Genomic DNA, 16851 nt, shown 5'->3' with positions numbered 1-16851 from the left:
ATTTCACCTATATTCCCTTTAGTGACCACTGGTCGTTGTTCGTAGGTAAGAACTAACGTTCACCAGCATACGAAGGAAATGTAGTTTTGATATTAATGAAAAGACCGTCCCGCAAACAGGTGGGACGGTTCTTTATATTTTGTTAAGTGCAATAAAATGAAACGATGGTTTATAGTAGCAGGCATTTTGTTATTATTGATTGATGCCTGTGTAAGTGCAGGCGTAAAAAAGCCCAAACCTAAGCCCACCAGGATCACGGTGCGTTATTATGAAACAGCCGGGGATGCTGCGCTGCGGCATGATAGCTGTTTGTCTGAAATGAATAGCGGGTATATCAGGGGTATTTGAGCGGAGAGGCAACGCAGCCCAATTAGCAAATTATGTTCAAACTTATTGCCCTGGTAGTTGAAACCGGGATTGTTCTCGCAATTGCTTATCTTTTTCATTTTCTCTTAAGAAAGGAGAGAGGTCCGCTGTTACCTAAAGGGCATTACAGAACGTTTGCCCTTCTTATGTGGTTAGTGCTGGTGATACTGAAACTGAATTCATTTTGGCTTAACGAAGGAGGTATTGAATACCGGCGGCTACCTGTTTATTACCCATACGAGATCCGGGAAACTGAAATTGGTACCTGTTTATTAAAGAATGGAAGTGAAACCGGTTTACCTGCAATTGACGGATGTGACATTGCTTATTTTTCCCTGCAGCAGGATAAGATAGTTTTTCAATGCACCCCGCTGGAAAAATCCCCTAAAGTGTTTTCGTTTAAAAATAATATGCTTATTAAAACACCAGCTGCAGAGCATGTTGTTTGGACAAGCTTTGAAAGAGAATACTGTATTTACCACTATTTCAAAGTGGATTTGATACTGGTTTTAATTTTGACCGGGTTATTATTTTACTTTCAGCTGCGCTATAAAAACAGCAAACCTGCCATCTAGCATACGTATACAACCATTCGGGTATCATGGGAACTCATCTTTAAATGGGCTGCATGGCATATATTATGGTAAATTTTTATCTTCATCAATCAACAAAATATTTACCTTTACGCGCAATAAATATTAACTATTCCTAAATTGTAATTTTACCGTTATTATCCCTATATTGCCAATATGACAAAGAGAAAAGACTTCGTGTACTCAACCTACAGCGAGCCGCATCGTGTTAGAACTAAGGAAATACTCAAGCAACATCCCGATATACGTCAGCTCATCGGGAAAAATCCTTTAACAATATTTGCGATAATAGGGCTGGTTGGCTTCCAGGTGATAATGGCCTACATGCTCCGGGATCAGTCATGGTGGCTGGTTTTAGGCGCTGCCTACCTGCTGGGCGCTTTTGCAGATCATGCACTGTTTGTAATGATCCATGAGTGTGCACACAAGCTGCTGTTTAAAAAACCTGAACTGAACCGCCTGGCCGGTATTCTGGCCAATGTGCCCCAGGTTGTGCCCAGCTCTGTGTCATTTGAGCGTTACCACATCAAGCATCACTCATTCCAGGGGGTTCATGAGCTGGATGCCGACCTTCCCAACCGGTGGGAGGCCAAGCTGATCAATAACTATTTTATCGGGAAAGTGATCTGGCTGCTGCTCTATCCAATATTCCAGGTAACCCGCATCTCCAGGCTGAAAGAGATTAAACCTTTTGATGGCTGGATTGCGCTGAACTGGATGGTGCAGATTGCTTTTGTTGCAGCAGTTACTTACTTCTGGGGGCCCCAAGCCATTGGCTTCCTGGTGGCCAGCTTCTTCTTCTCCGTTGGCCTGCACCCGTTGGGCGCCCGCTGGATACAGGAGCACTACCTTACCCATGGCGAGCAGGAAACTTACAGCTACTACGGCGTGTTAAATACCGTGGCATTTAACGTGGGCTACCACAACGAGCACCACGATTTTCCTTCCATTCCCTGGAACAAGCTGCCGCAGATCCGTAAGAGCGCTTCCTCTTTTTACGATACGCTGTACTATCATACTTCATGGACCAAACTGTTCTTCCGCTTCCTGTTTGATAAGGAGATCTCCCTGTTCTCCCGCATTGTGCGGAGCAACCGTGGTAAGGTACAGCTCACGGACGAGTCCAAACCTGATGCGGACCTGGTGAAAGAGAAGTTTACGGTAGAAGCAAGATAAAACCGCACTTACAGCATTTTCAATACCTTTTTGGCCCTAGTTACAAACCCAGGGCCATTTTTTTGTGTAAGCTGATCTTCCAGGATGATGCGGATCTCGTTGCGGATATCCGGGTACTCCTGCGCCAGGTTAGCCAGCACGGTCATGGAAAAAGCACGCACCGCCGTAGTTTCCTTTGGGTTTTCGAGCAGCGCAAAGCAATGGTGCATTACCGGGCCATGCAGGTCAGGAGGGATGGGCAGGAACTGCAGCACCCGGGTAACATTACGTTTAACCGCTATTGGTATGCCGGCATCATCCATCCGCTGTACCATAGCCGGTAAATGGGGTACTATTAATGCCGGGCTTTTATGCGCTACATAGCTGATGATCCATGCCGCCCGTTGTACTACCCGGTATTCGTCATGCAGGAAAACCTGCACCAGCTGTGTTACGCGCCTTGCGTCTACGCTTACCCAGTCTGCAATTCTCAGGGTGTGTTCGCGGCTGTTCTCTCTTAATATTTCTTTCCGTAGGTCCATGGTTAAAATTTCGCAACGCATTTTACGCATTCCTGCTAATATTTCCCGTTTGCCGGGGCATAAACCCATAAAAAAGCGGGGCAGATCAAAAGAACAGGTTTGATCTGCCCTGCTTCCTGAAGATGGGGTGCTTCAATCATCTTAGCATCTGTTACACCGTGTTCAATCATCTTCAATCATCTTCAATCATCATCAATCATCTGCACATCCGCACATCTAACTACGCTGCTTTCTTCTCCACCGGCGTTACTCTCAGCTCCAGCACGCGGTTTTGCCGGATCACCTTTACATGCTGGAACTGGCCGATCTTTTCCCGTCCCAGCTGCCGGAACAGCGCGTCTGCGGTTTCTATTATCTTGTCGTTAAACGCAATAATAATATCCCCGTCCTGCAGGCCGGCCCTGGCAGCCGGGCTTTTACCTTCCACTCCGGTTACGAACAGCGCGGTTTTATTGCGCAGCTGCAGGCCGGTGCGCAGCTTGGGCACCAGTGTTATCTGCTGCAGTAGCACGCCCAGGTAGCCTTTTACCACCTTGCCGTACTGCATTAGCTCGGCCGCTATCATTTTGGCGGAGTTAATGCTGATGGCAAAGCAAAGTCCCTGGGCGCCGCGTATGGTAGCGGTATTTACGCCCACCACCTCACCTTTGGAGTTAATGAGCGGACCGCCGGAATTACCGGGGTTCAGCGCCGCATCGGTTTGTATCAGGTCGTCCATAGTACGGCCGTTGCCGCTCTGCAGCGAGCGGCCCAATGCGCTTACCACCCCGGCTGTAACCGTATGCTGAAAGCCCAGCGGGTTGCCAATGGCAATTACCAGCTGCCCTATCTGCAAATCAGCTGCATCGCCCAGCTGCGCCACCTGGAAATCAAAGGCAGATGTTTTAAGAATGGCAACATCTGCATCTGTATCTTCGCCGGCCAGTACGGCCGGATAGATGCTGCCGTCGTGCAGCATTACATTAAAGTAGCTACCCTGGTGTACCACATGTGAATTGGTGAAGAGATAACCGTCTGAAGAAAAAAAGAACCCCGAGCCGGTTCCGGTTACTTTCCTGTCGGCATCCAGCCGTTCTATTTTAACAACTGACCTGCCTGCGGCTTCCACCGCATTATGGATGATCTCAGAATAAGCATCCATAGCACCTCCTTTTTTATTGATTGACAATTGCCAGCACATAAAACAGGCCAGGCCTTAACGGCCGACAAAACGGCAGTGGCCGGCGCGCTATAACAAATTTCTCCCAATAAAATTTGTTCCCTGTTTAACCCATTTTTGTTTCTTTTGCATTTTCCAACCAACACCAAAACCATTGCTCCGGAAAGAATTTCGCATCATACTGCTTTCATTGCTTATCAGCTTCCTGTTAACGGTAGCCAAATTTGCCGCGTACTTCCTGACTCATTCCGTAGCCATATTATCTGATGCGCTGGAGTCTATTATCAACGTGGTAGCCGGCGCCTTTGCCTGCTACAGTGTTTACCTGGCGGGTAAACCCCGCGATGCGAACCACCCGTACGGACATGGTAAGGTTGAATTTTTTTCCATAGGGTCGGAGGGAGCCATGATCTTTATTGCCGGCTGCCTTATCCTGTTCAAAGCCGTGCAATATTTCACCGGCACCTTTGTGCTGGAAGAGGTGCTGCAAGGCGCCTGGGTTATTGGCGGCACCACGCTGGTAAACCTGCTGTTGGGGCAATACCTGGTGAAACAGGGCCGCAGGCTGCCATCTATTACCATTACCGGCAACGGGCAGCATATTATGACAGATGTTTACAGCAGCCTGGGACTGGTAGCCGCCCTGGTTATCATCCACTATACCGGCTGGGCCTGGCTGGACCCTGTAGTATCGGTGATAATGGGGGTGCTGATCCTGCGTAAAGGCTACCAGCTGCTGCGCCAATCTGTGTCCGGCCTGATGGATGAAACCGATATGCAGGTGGTAGACCAGGTGATCAATATCCTGAAAGCGAACCGCCGCGCTATCTGGATAGATGTGCATAATATGCGCGTACAGCAATACGGCAACAACTACCATATCGACTGCCACATAACCTTACCTTATTACCTGGAGCTGAGCCAGGCGCATGAGGAGCTGAAAGCGGTAGAGCAGCTGGTAAACCAGGGATTTCCGAACAGCGAAGTGGAGTTTTTTATTCATACAGATCCCTGCGAGCCGGTATGCTGCCATTACTGCCAGCTAATGGAATGCCCGGTACGTAAAGAGGCTTTTTCCGGTAAAATTATATGGACGCGCGAGAACGTGCTGCCGAACCGCAAGCACAGTAAGTCAATTACGAATTAGTCTTCTCCTTCCTCATCGCCATCACCGTGGCCCATAATAGCGCGCAGGGGTTTTACCGCCTGGTAAATGCCGCGGTCGTATTTATTTCCGAGAATGATAATGGTGGTGGTATCTTGTATGAGCCGGCAAAACACGGTATTGTTACCATGCCACCAGCCGTTGTGGTACACGATCTTTGAGCTGTCCGGGTTCATGATCAAACGCCAGCCCAGTCCGTAGTTGCGGACGCCCGGTTTTTCATTGCTGTAAGGCTTATAGGCTTGCTCCAGGGTTTCGGGTTTAAAAAAGCCGGCGTATAAAGCCTGGTCCCATTTGAGCATATCCTGCGCGGTGCTGTAAATGCCTTTGTCGCCAAAAACGCCATCCAGGTAGGTATCTGGTTCGGGGCGCATGTTATACTGGTGGCTGGTGGTTTGGTGTGGACGCCGCGTGCTGGTGGGGTCAAAGAAATAGGTATTGGTCATACCCAACGGTTCAAAAAAGGTACGCCGCATAAAGTCGCCGTACTTTTGCCCGCTCACCTTTTCAATAATAGAGCCCAGTATGGCAAAGTTGGTATTACAATACTGGAAATGTGTATTAGGTTGGTGCTGCACGGGTGGCTTGTGCTCCACCATCATGCGTATCAGCTCATCATTGGTCAGGAAAACATCCTGGTTCTTCCAAAGACTGTCACTGAAATAAAGGTAGTTGGGCAGGCCGCTGCGGTGGTTCAGCAGCATGCGGATGGTGATGCCCATATACGGAAAGTTCGGGAAATACCGCTGCAGCGTATCTTCCAGGTTCAGCTGCCCGCGCTCCATCAGCCACAGGATGCCCATGCCTGTAAAGGTTTTAGACACCGATGCCAGCTGAAAGGAGGAGTTTTCACCTATGAGCATTTTGCTCCGGTAATCTTCTATACCATGATATTGCTCAAATATTACCACGCCTTTTTTAGCTACCAGCATAGCGCCGTTAAAGCCGGTTCTTAATAACCGGTGACTAAAGTAATCAGAGAGTTCAGTTTGTTGCCGTTTAGTAGTAGGGGAGTTCAGCACCGCTTCTCTTACAGCCTCACTTTCATCCAGTGTATAGGCTGGGTCTGCTTTTTTACCAATGGAATTTTTCTCTTTTGCCGTGTTGGTTTCACATCCGGGTATAACATAAATCATAACGCCGGATATGGCTAAAAAATACAGGAATGCTTTCAATCGCTTCATTGAACAAATGACAACTGGTAACTTTAAAACAATAAGAGAAAGCCGCATGCTTTCCCTCTTTTTAGCAATAATGGTAAATAATATTCTAAAAACGCAGCAAACTACCGCATATTTTTTGACATTATCAAATTTGCCGGCGTCCCTTTTTAATTGTAGCGGGAGTTCCGTAGGTTTGCACCTTGTTTTTACCCTCAACCACAATTATTAAGCCAATTGCGGACGCACAACATACGCATTATAATAGTATAATATATGGAGCAGAAGTTGACAAGCTATCCAAAAGAAAAGATCAATATCCTCTTACTGGAAAACATCAGTGATGCTGCTGTAGCCGAGTTTAAGAATGCGGGCTATTCCAATACCCGCCGGCTTACCAAGGCATTGAGTGAGGAAGAGCTGATCGAAGAAATTAAGGATGTGCATTTATTGGGTATCCGGTCCAAAACACAGGTCACGGCTAAAGTGCTGGCTGCAGCTAAAAAGCTGCAGGCCATTGGCTGTTTCTGTATCGGCACCAACCAGGTTGATCTTAAGACCGCAAAAGAATATGGCATTGCCGTATTTAATGCGCCATATTCCAACACCCGTTCGGTGGCTGAGCTGGTAATAGGCCTGTCCGTTATGCTCATACGCCGTATTCCTGATAAAAATAAAGCGGCACATGAAGGTGTCTGGAGAAAAGAATCAACCGGCAGCTATGAGCTGCGCGGCAAAACACTGGGCATAGTAGGGTACGGGAACATCGGCAGCCAGGTAAGCGTGCTGGCAGAAGCCATGGGCATGAACGTAATGTATTACGATGTGGAAACCAAGCTTCCCCTGGGCAATGCCGTACAGCAGAAAACCCTGAAGGACCTGTTTTCCCAGGCCGACATTATTTCCCTGCACGTACCATCTACCCGTCTTACCACTAATATGATCAATGCTGAAACATTGAAAGATGTTAAGCAGGGCGCCATTTTTATCAACTACGCCCGTGGTGAGGTGGTTGACCTGGATGCTTTGAAAGATGCGCTGGTAAGCGGCCGGCTTTCAGGTGCTGCTATTGACGTATTCCCGGTAGAGCCGGAAAAGAATGGCGGCGCTTTCAGCACCCCGCTGCAAAACCTGCCGAACGTGATATTAACACCGCACATCGGCGGCAGCACAGAAGAAGCGCAGCATAACATTGGCCTGGATGTAAGCGCCAAAATGCTCGCCTATCTCGAAAAAGGCGCCAGCTTTGGTTCCCATACCGTACCGGCGCTCAGCGTACCGGCAGTGGAAAATACGCACCGCATCCTGCACATTCACCAGAACGTGCCGGGGGTACTGTCCGAAATCAATACGGCATTATCTGCCAAAAAGATCAACATCCTGGGGCAGTACCTGAAAACCAACGAGCAAATCGGTTACGTGGTGCTGGATGTAGATACACAGCTGTCGCACGATGCCTTTACCGCATTGAAAGAGGTGAAGCACACCATCAAGACCAGGCTGTTGTACTAGCCGGGTTTACAACATTATTGATGATAAAAAAAGAAGGAGCTCGGTTGAGCTCCTTTCTTTTTATGTCTGCATTTTCGAGTTGGATGCTTACTTGATCACATTCACCATACCATTCAGTATTACCGGCGGCTCCTTTATATCCTTGGTGTAGGTTACCCACCAGATGTAGGTGCCTACATTTGCCTGCTTCTCCGTATTGTTCATGGAGCCGTCCCAGCCTCTGCGGGGATCTGTATCGCTGTACACCATATGTCCCCAGCGGTCGTAGATGCGCAGCTGGTAGCCGTACATCATGCCGCGCTGTACTACAGGGCGGAACCGGTCGTTTATACCATCGCCGTTGGGCGAGAACGCATTGGCAAATACCGGTTTGGGATCGCAAACCGTAAAGTTCACGTTTATTTCGTCGGTAGCCTGTCCGCAGTCATTACTTACAGTTACGGAATAGGTGCCGGATTGCGTAACGGTAAGGGTAGGCTCGGTAGAGCCGTCGGACCAGCGGTAGGTAGCCACGCCGCCGTAGCTGCTGCCGTTTTCATCCGCACGCAGGCGAATGGCTTCGCCGTTACACAGGCTGGTGTCATTACCAAGAGATACCTGGGGGATGCCATCGCAGGTAACGGTAATCACCTGCTGTGCGGTAGCAACATTGCCGCATTCGTCGGTGGCCGTCCACACCCGGGTAATCTGGTAGCTGCCGCAGGCGCCGGGTACTGTTACCGCTTTTTCCGTTTGGCTGCGGCTTATTTTCACGGTGCTGCAGTTATCGGTGGCTATTACATCAGTGGCCGGCGGCGGTACGTTATCACAATCTACCTGCACATCCGGCGGCGGCGGTATGGCAAATACCGGGCGGGTGGTGTCCTGCACAGTAATGGTTTGTGAAATAGTATTGCTGTTGCCGCAGGGATCCTGCGCCAGCCAGGTACGTATTACCTGGTAGCCGCAGCTTTTGCCGGGAATGCTCACGCGTGTGTCCGTTGACGTTGCCGTGATGCTGGCGCCGGTGCAATACTCCGTGGCCGTCATGGTGGCGGGCGCCGGTATGGAGCCGCATTCTACCAGGGTATCGTTAGGCGCAGCCGTGGTAAATGCAGGCGGCATTAATTCTTTCACAGTAATGGTTTGTACAACGCTTGTGCTGTTGCCGCAGGGGTCTGTGGCGGTCCAGGTGCGCAGTATTTTATAATTGCTGGCACATGCGCCGGGTATGGCCTGCTGTACATCTGTAGCAGTTACCGTAATAATGCCCGCGCAGTTATCCAGCGCGTTCATGGTAATGGCGGCAGGTATGGCGTCGCAGTTCACCGTTACATCGGCCGGTTTGGCAGTAGTAAATACCGGTGCGGTCTTATCTACAATATTAATGGTTTGTGCGGCGGTGGCGGTAAGGCCGCAGGGGTCAGTAGCCGTCCAGGTACGGGTAAGCTTTTGCGTACAGCCGTTCATGATAGTCTGGTCAACATAGGTCACGGTGAGCGGAATGGTGGTATATGGCGCGTGACTGAACTGTGGTGTGCCAAACAGGGTAGTATAATCCTTGCCGGCTTCACATTCAACCGTAACAGAGTCCGGCACAAAAGTGGCGGCGGGCGGTGTGGTTACTACGGTTACCACCACGGCTGCACAGCCTGAATTGCCGCATGCGCCTGTGCTTTCCGCCCTTACATAATATGTGGTGGTTTTGGTGACAGTAGTGGTAAGCGTAAGCCCGCTGCCCAGCGGAGCGCCGGTGCCGCAGCCATCTGCATACCATACCCAGTTGGCGCCGGTGCCCAGGCTGCCATCCTGTACGGTTAAAGTAACATTATCGCCCGCACATACTTCCGGTTTATCGGCTACTACGGTGGTAGGCACTACAGACGACGAAGTAACGGTTACAGAGAAAGGTACATCTGTGCTGCATCCTGCACCATCATGTTTTACAGTTAAATTAAAGTCATAGGTACCGCTGGCAGTGCCGGCAGGGTAGGGCACTGTTATGGGAGCAATGCCAAGCGCCTGGTCCGTAACAGCGGTAAACCCTGGCATAGCGTTGCTGGTAGCGGCGGCTATGTCATATTTGTCGGGATTGTCACTTACAGCTGTGAAGGGAACAGCAAATGTAGGATCGCTGCTGCAGGTATTAGGCACTACATCCAGCGTAATGTTGGGCGGATTTTTCTTGCTCAGTATCACGGTGTCCGGCTTACCGGGGCAGGCGGCGTTTGATACCGTCCAGGTAAGCATGGCGTCCTGTATGCCGGTTACAGTAATGGTAGTGTTCTCCTTATTAGGATCTGCAACGGCGGCAGTGCCTTGTTTAACATCCCAGGTACCGATGGCGCCTGCAGGCGGCGTATTGGCGGCCATGGTAAAGGCATCTTCGGCGCCGCACTGCGTTTGGTCGGGGCCGGCCACGCTGGTAATGGGAACAGATACATTCTGCAGCACAACCGTATCGGTGCTGATACAACCGGCGTTCAATGTTTTGTGTACAGCCCACACCAGTGTAACGGATTGGCCGCTGGCCAGGCCGGTTACCGGTGTCAGGGGATCCGCATCATTACCGATGGCAGCGCCGTTGGCAGCGCCTGCAATGGTCCACTGGCCGGTTTCATCTGCGCCCAGCGTGGCTGCCATGGTAAAGTTGCCGTCGTTACACTGGCGCAGCGTATCTGTTGCGCCGGCGTTGGCAGTGGGTATATCCATTACCGTTACATCGCGGGTGGCTTTTATCACGCACACACCGTTGGTAACAGTTACGCCGTAAGTATTTACGCCTATTGTGGCGGGTGTATCTTTAATATCCGTAACAGCAGTTTCGCCGTTGGGTGTCCAGGCAATATCCCACAGGGCCAGTCCCGGATCTATGCCCAGGGCTACTTCTGTGCCCAGGCATATGTTGGACGGGCCGGTAATGCTGTCTACTACTGGGCGGTCATCTACAATTACCACGGCCTGGCCGCTGCGTTTGCACGTACGTCCCGCGCCATATGATTTATAACCGGTTACGGTATATACATTCGTAGCGTCGGGCGATACTTTTACTTCTTCTGCTATAGTATCAAGCGGCAGGTCCCACACATATTCATCAAAGCCGCCGGTGGCTACCAGCGTGGCGGTATCGCCGCTGCAGATTTCATTATCGGGCACTACTACCTTGGGGTTGGGCAGCAGGGTTACCTTAATGGGCATGGAAGGGGCCGCGCAGCTTTCAGTGTTACCATCTTCATATATATTCAAACGGAAGTAAATATTGGTAATAGCTACCGGGTCGCCTTCGAGCAGCAAAGCGCCTTCCACGAAATGCAGCACATCAGAATTAGTGCCGCTTACGCCGTCGCCATCGCCGTTGATGGTGGTCCAGAGTGTGCCGTCTTTACTGTATTCCCAGAAATAATGCGGCACGGTAAAGTAGCCGGCAGGGGTGTACTGGGAAGTAAGGTTGGTGGGGGAGCCGGCGCACATGGTATATTCGCCGCCCAGCTGGTCGGTTTGCCCGTCAAAGAAAGAGTAGATATAAGGTGTGCAATAAGAGAAAGTAATATCATCTATTGCAATATTATTACCGCAACCACCGGGGGCGTTATTGCGGATCTGCACAATTACGTCTGTTAACCCTGGGGTGGTTTTAAAGCTGAAGGCATATTCCTGCCAGCCGAAATTATTTACCGTGGTTTGCAGGGGAATAGAAATATCATTGGTATTAAAAGTGGCCACTACAGCGTTGGTAGCGGCATTTAATACTTCAAAGGTCAGGTTGGGATTAACATAAGCCGCTCCGCAACTGCTCTCAAAAAATGTTTTGCTGTCAACATTCTTGAACCAGGCGCCCAGGCGGTATACCGCACCTTTACAAAGGCCGCTCACAGTTCTGCGGAACAGCAGGTTGGTGGCAGCATCGCAGTTAACTACCAGCATGCCGCCGTTGGTATTGCGGGTATGGTCCAGGATATTGTCCCAATCAGGGTTTAAACCGGTAGTGCTGTTAGCTACTGCATATTCTCCTGGTTGCAAAACACCGGTGGTATTGGCGGTATACTGGATGTTACCGCGCACGGGGTCAAGCGGTATGGGAACAGCGGTAGAGCCAAAGTCCTCATCGAAGCCTGCCATGGGCGTAGCGGTGGAAGCGCCTTTACAAACAGGCATCGTACAATCCTGCACATTAATAAATGCAGAAGCGCTGTAAGGGCCGGAAGGAGTATTCATGGCAGCGCTGACGGTGTAGACATTGGCTTTCAGAAATTCAATGGTTGCTGATGCACTGGCAGATGCGGTATTCAATGTACCATACAATACCTTATAATCTACCCCCAATATACCTGGGGTTATGGTAAAACGGGTATCGGTAACGGTTTCTGCGGTTACGCCGGCATTTATGGTAACGTAGCGCTCATTGCCAGTTGCGATAGTGGCACATGCATTTTTAGGCGCATTTATATACGCTTGTCCAAAAGCTGTTTTACCACTCACAAAAGCCATGATCAGGCATAGGAAGGCTGATAATCTAATCACTGGTCTTAAATATTACAAAAACAAATAGGATTCCAATCAGAGAGCGGCTTTCTACCTCTTTGAACTTTTTAGTTGACGGTTAGTGTCCCCCGACGTTTTCATAGCTACTTGCTGTGGTGGTAGATCTCTTTCATCTTAATAAATTATTAAATAATTAAAAATAATTATGTGTTTGCTCAAAAAAGAGGGATTCACGAGTTGGAATCCCTCTTTTATCAAGCTGTTTTTATTACCTGATAACGGTTACCTCACCTTTTATAATGTTCGGATTACCGTTTGGCATTTTCTTGTAAGTAAGCCACCATACATAGGTGCCTATGGTCACCGGCTGGCCCTGGTAGCGGCCGTCCCAACCTTTCTTGGAGTCGTAACCCAGGTAGATCAGCTCACCCCAGCGGTTAAAGATGCGCAGCTCATATTCATACATCGGACCGCGCACCACCGGGCGGAAGTAATCGTTCCGGCCATCGCCATTCGGCGAGAAGGCGTTCGGGAATGTGGGCTTCGGATCACACTGCGTAAAGTCAACCGTAATCTGGTCCGTTGAGCTGCCGCAATCGTTAAACACGGTTACGGAGTAAGTACCGGCTTTGGTTACATCCAGGAACGGACCGGTAGAGCCATCGTTCCACAGCACACTCTTGATGTTGTCACCATCTGCACGCAGGCGCAGCGTTTCGCCTATACACATGATCGTATCTGCTCCCAACTCTACCCTTGGCAGGGAAGCTACCCTTACATTCACACTATCATAGAACACACGGTTACAGAACCTGTCCATCACCGCCAGGCGGTATTTACCGGTTTCCCAGATGTTTTTGACAGGGTTCGGATCGCCGTCGTCCCACAGGTAAGAGATCGCATCCCTGGTAGTACCGTCTACCGTGATCTGGCTACCCGGACAAATTTCCTGGTTCGGACCCAGATCTACATTAATAGAAGGCTGCAGGCGTACGTTTACGGTATCTTTCACCATACAGTTATCTCTTGTTACCGTTACCCAGTACTGGCCGGGCTCATTCACCACAATGGAGTTGGTGGTGGCGCCGGTTACCCAGCGTACATTACCGCCATTGTTCAGGTTCACGGTCAGCATCACAGACTGGTCAGGACAGATGGTGGTGTCGCGGTTCAGTGAAATATCCGGCGGCGGATTTACGGTTACGTTCACCGTGTCGATAGTGATACAGCCGCTCTTCACCACTTTCACCCAGAACTGTTCCTGTGTGCTTACCAGGATAGAAGAGGTGGTAGCGCCGTTGCTCCAGAGGTAAGTACCGCCGTCAACAAAGGCATCCAGCTTCAGGCTCTGGCCGCGGCATATGGAAGCATCCGGGATATTCACCAGCGGCATGGGTATTACAGTTACCTGTATGGTATCTGTAGTGGTACAGATGCCGTTGGTTACAGATACCCAGTAAGTGCCGGCGGTTGATACATTGATACGCTGTGTGGTTTCGCCGGTTGACCAGCGGATATTGTAGGCAAAGTTGCCTGCACCCGCATCCAGTATCAGGCTGTTGCCGCCGCATATCGTAGTATCGCGTCCCAGGTTCACCATTGGTGTGGTGTTGTATTGCAGGTTATATACCACGGTATCAGATACACAGCCCGTTACACCGTTCCTTACCACAAAGCTGGCCTGGGTGGCATTATTCAGGTTAAAGCTGCCGCTCTGCTGAGATAACGGTACCTGCACCGCATTGGCTGGTACTACGCCTACCAGTGTATAGACAGGATTCTCTACGTTGTTCAGCGTTTTGATCGTAAAGGTCGGGTTGTCGGAGCAGTTCACCGGCAGGGCAGGATCCAGCTGCGGCTGCGGACAGGCATTTACTACAATGCGCTGTATTACTTCCGTAGCCTGGTTGCCGCAGGCGTCTGCTATTTTCCACCTCCTGGTAATGGTATAACCGGCACACAGGTCTTTCACATACGGATCTTCCACCATCGTAGCCTGTTTCGGGAATGACGGGTCGCAGTTATCCGTAGCGGTTAATGTGGGTGCTGCGGGTATTGCGTCGCCGCAGTTCAGCACTATATCCGCAGGCGCCGCCGCTATTACCGGGCGGGTAGTGTCCTGTACTGTGATCACCTGGCGCCATACGGTTGAATTGCCGCATTCGTCAGTTGCTGTCCAGGTACGTATCAGGCGGTAGTTGCTTGCGCAGGCGCCCGGTATGGTTTCGCGTACCTGTGTACGGCCCAGCTTCACGGTGCCGCAGTTATCAACAGCCATCACGTTGTTCGGCGGCGGCGGCACTGCATTACAGTTTACCATGGTATCGCCCGGAGGCATTACTGTGAACACCGGCCTGGTGGTATCCTGTACGGTGATGGTTTGTGTCATGGTGGCGGTGTTGCCGCAATTATCCGTTGCCTTCCAGGTGCGCACCAGGCGGTAGTTGCCTGCGCAGGTTTGGGTGGCAAATTTCTGCTCGCTGGTCATCACCTGTATGCTGGCAGTACAGTTATCAGTGGCGGTTATAGCAGGCCATGCCGGTACCTTATCACAATCTACGGTTACATTAGCCGGCTGCGGCATGGAGAACACCGGACGGGTGGTATCCTGTACGGTAATGTTCTGTACCAGCGTGGCCTTGTTGCCGCATTCGTCAGTAGCAATCCAGGTACGCACTATCTGGTAGTTATCAGTACATGTGGCGCCCGGTATGTTTTTACGTACGTCCGTAGCTGTTACTGTTATAACGCCTGGTGTACAATTATCCACTGCTGTTAACGGCATTGCAGGAGGCACTGCGTTACAGTTTACAATCGTATCTCCCGGCTGGGCTGAGGTGAACACCGGCGGTGTTTTATCCTGTACGGTAATGGTTTGTGTAAGCGTGGTGCTGTTGTTACAGCCATCTGTAGCCGTCCAGGTACGTATTAACTTGTAGTTATTGGCGCAGGCGCCCGGTATATCCTGCCTGGTTTCTACAGGTGTGATGGTCATGTTGCCAAAACAATCGTCTGTAGCGGTCAGGTTTACGGCAGCCGGTATTGCATCGCAGCTTACGGTTATATCAGCAGGCTTTTGAGTAGTGAACACCGGTGCTGTTTTGTCTACCACGGTAATGGTTTGTGACGCAGTGGTGGTCATGCCGCAACGGTCTGTGGCCGTCCATGTACGGGTGAAGATTTGCGTACAACCGTTTATGGATGTGGCGTCTGTGAACGTAACAGTCAGCGGCATGTTATTATACGGTGTATGGCTGAACTGCGGAGTGCCGAACAGGGTGGTATAATCCATACCCAGCTTACAATCCACCGTTAATGCGCCTGGTACAAATATTACCACCGGCGGCTTGTTCACTACCGTGATCTTCACGGCGTTGCTGGTTACACTGGCGCACGGGCCGGATGTTACCACTCTTCTGAACCAGGTATCCTGCGATAACAGGCCTGGCGTATAGTTAGCGCCGTTTGCACCCGGGATGTTGGCAAAACCTGCCGTGGCGCCACTGGTGCTGCTTTGCCATTGGTAGGTATAGGTACCGTTACCGCCGGTTACTGCAGTACCGGTTAAGGCAGCCGGTGCTTCTGTTAAACATACGGTTTGATCTGCGCTGATGGTATTGTTCGTTACAGGATTGCGGTTGGCAATTACCACTTCATCAAAGGTCATCGCACAAGGCCCGTTGGTGATGGTCCAGCGCAGTGTAACAACGTTACCTGCTGCTACGGTCACCTTAGTAGTTGGGCTGTGAATATCTGCAATAGCAGCAGTACCGCTGGTAATGGTCCAGGTGCCGGTTGCGCCGGTTACTCCCGGTGCATTGGCTGCCATGGTAAATCCGGTGGTGTTGCTGCACTGTTCCTGGTCAGGGCCGGCATTGGCAATTGCCGGTGTTTTATAGTTCACCAGTATTACATCGTCGCTGCTAACGGCACATACGCCGTTGGAAATGGTCCAGCGCAGCACTACAGAGTCGCCAGGCGCTACTGTTGCTATGGCAGACGGGCTGTTGGGATTGTTAAAGGTTGCTGTGCCGTATACCACCAACCACCTGCCGGTGCCTACTACAGGCGCATTGGCGGCCAGGGTGAAGGAAGCCACGTTACACAGTTTCTGATCCGGGCCGGCAACGGCTGCAGTCGGCTGTTGATAGCTTACCAGCACTACATCATCCGTGGTAGCAGGGCAGGAGCCGTTGGAAATGGTCCAGCGCAGCACTACAGAATCGCCAGTGGCTACAGTTACGGTAGATGTTGGGCTGCCCGGGTTATTAATTGTGGCAGTACCATATATGATACTCCACCTACCTGCTGCTGTGGGCACACTCGGTGCATTGGCAGCCAGGGTAAAGGAAGTTACATTACACAATTTCTGATCCGGGCCGGCAGTAGCAGGTGCCGCCGATTTATAGCTCACCAGCGTTACATCATCTGTACTGGGCGTACAGGTGCCGTTGCTAACAGTCCAGCGCAGGACAATTGAATCGCCCGGTGCTACTGTAATAACAGAATTGGCGTTGGTAAGGCTGGCCGGTGTACGGCTGCCGTATACCACACTCCACCTGCCGGTACCTACTGTTGGCGTATTTGCGGCCAGGTTAAAGGAAGTTACATTACACAGCTTCTGATCGGGGCCGGCAGCGGCTACGGTTGGCGTAGCATAGGTAACTAATATAACATCATCGGTAGAAGGCGTACAGGTACCTTTGGCAATGGTCCAGCGAATTACGATGGATTCGCC

10 protein-coding genes are annotated in these 16851 nt (G+C 50.7%); 5 read left to right on the top strand and 5 right to left on the bottom strand.

From position 1 onward, the window contains the following. The first annotated feature begins 156 nt into the window (after window positions 1-156). The 3 genes from VFS25_RS02790 (at window position 157) to VFS25_RS02780 (ending at window position 2135) form a co-directional block, all read left to right on the top strand. Window positions 157-348 carry a hypothetical protein gene (locus VFS25_RS02790; RefSeq protein ID WP_326460590.1) on the top strand — a complete coding sequence of 64 codons (192 nt, stop codon included), beginning with the start codon at window positions 157-159 and terminating at the stop codon, window positions 346-348. A gap of 32 nt (window positions 349-380) precedes the next feature. Then, window positions 381-941 carry a hypothetical protein gene (locus VFS25_RS02785; protein ID WP_326460589.1) on the top strand — a complete coding sequence of 187 codons (561 nt, stop codon included), beginning with the start codon at window positions 381-383 and terminating at the stop codon, window positions 939-941. Window positions 942-1115: 174 nt separating this feature from the next. Further along, window positions 1116-2135 (top strand): fatty acid desaturase, encoded by a 1020-nt coding sequence (locus VFS25_RS02780; protein WP_326460588.1) that lies wholly within the window; start codon window positions 1116-1118, stop codon window positions 2133-2135. 8 nt (window positions 2136-2143) lie between these two features. Here the strand turns inward: VFS25_RS02780 and VFS25_RS02775 are convergent, their stop codons facing one another. Beyond that, window positions 2144-2656 carry a hypothetical protein gene (locus VFS25_RS02775; protein WP_326460587.1) on the bottom strand — a complete coding sequence of 171 codons (513 nt, stop codon included), beginning with the start codon at window positions 2654-2656 and terminating at the stop codon, window positions 2144-2146. 220 nt (window positions 2657-2876) lie between these two features. Then, a complete protein-coding gene (locus VFS25_RS02770; RefSeq protein WP_326460586.1) occupies window positions 2877-3797 on the bottom strand; it encodes a S1C family serine protease in 921 nt (306 codons plus the stop codon). Between the two features lie 172 nt (window positions 3798-3969). Between VFS25_RS02770 and VFS25_RS02765 the strand changes: the two genes are divergently transcribed. Continuing rightward, on the top strand, window positions 3970-4962 hold the full coding sequence (locus tag VFS25_RS02765) for a cation diffusion facilitator family transporter (RefSeq protein ID WP_326460585.1): 993 nt from the start codon (window positions 3970-3972) through the stop codon (window positions 4960-4962). On the opposite strand, the gene VFS25_RS02760 is transcribed toward VFS25_RS02765, so the two are convergent. Continuing rightward, a complete protein-coding gene (locus VFS25_RS02760; RefSeq protein WP_326460584.1) occupies window positions 4959-6116 on the bottom strand; it encodes a serine hydrolase domain-containing protein in 1158 nt (385 codons plus the stop codon). The two genes, VFS25_RS02765 and VFS25_RS02760, sit on opposite strands and share 4 nt — an antisense overlap. A gap of 300 nt (window positions 6117-6416) precedes the next feature. Between VFS25_RS02760 and serA the strand changes: the two genes are divergently transcribed. After that, entirely contained in the window at window positions 6417-7652 is a 1236-nt protein-coding gene (serA, locus tag VFS25_RS02755) for a phosphoglycerate dehydrogenase (RefSeq protein WP_326460583.1), read from the top strand. A gap of 87 nt (window positions 7653-7739) precedes the next feature. On the opposite strand, the gene VFS25_RS02750 is transcribed toward serA, so the two are convergent. After that, entirely contained in the window at window positions 7740-12152 is a 4413-nt protein-coding gene (locus tag VFS25_RS02750) for a gliding motility-associated C-terminal domain-containing protein (protein ID WP_326460582.1), read from the bottom strand. A 229-nt stretch (window positions 12153-12381) separates the two neighbouring features. Beyond that, window positions 12382-16851, bottom strand: a 4470-nt coding sequence (locus tag VFS25_RS02745; protein WP_326460581.1) for a gliding motility-associated C-terminal domain-containing protein, incomplete at its 5' end; no start/stop codon positions are given.

It is taken from the genome of Chitinophaga sp. (assembly GCF_035761305.1).
Taxonomy (GTDB): domain Bacteria; phylum Bacteroidota; class Bacteroidia; order Chitinophagales; family Chitinophagaceae; genus Chitinophaga.
The sequence above is the reverse complement of the archived record's forward strand: the minus strand, read 5'-3'. Positions and strand labels throughout refer to the sequence as shown.

Excerpts from the sequence above, each read along its gene's own strand:
- VFS25_RS02790 (WP_326460590.1), top strand. The coding sequence starts at position 157 with ATGAAACGATGGTTTATAGTAGCAGGCATTTTGTTATTATTGATTGAT.
- VFS25_RS02785 (WP_326460589.1), top strand. The coding sequence starts at position 381 with ATGTTCAAACTTATTGCCCTGGTAGTTGAAACCGGGATTGTTCTCGCA.
- VFS25_RS02780 (WP_326460588.1), top strand. The coding sequence starts at position 1,116 with ATGACAAAGAGAAAAGACTTCGTGTACTCAACCTACAGCGAGCCGCAT.
- VFS25_RS02775 (WP_326460587.1), bottom strand. The coding sequence starts at position 2,656 with ATGGACCTACGGAAAGAAATATTAAGAGAGAACAGCCGCGAACACACC.
- VFS25_RS02770 (WP_326460586.1), bottom strand. The coding sequence starts at position 3,797 with ATGGATGCTTATTCTGAGATCATCCATAATGCGGTGGAAGCCGCAGGC.
- VFS25_RS02760 (WP_326460584.1), bottom strand. The coding sequence starts at position 6,116 with ATGATTTATGTTATACCCGGATGTGAAACCAACACGGCAAAAGAGAAA.
- serA (WP_326460583.1), top strand. The coding sequence starts at position 6,417 with ATGGAGCAGAAGTTGACAAGCTATCCAAAAGAAAAGATCAATATCCTC.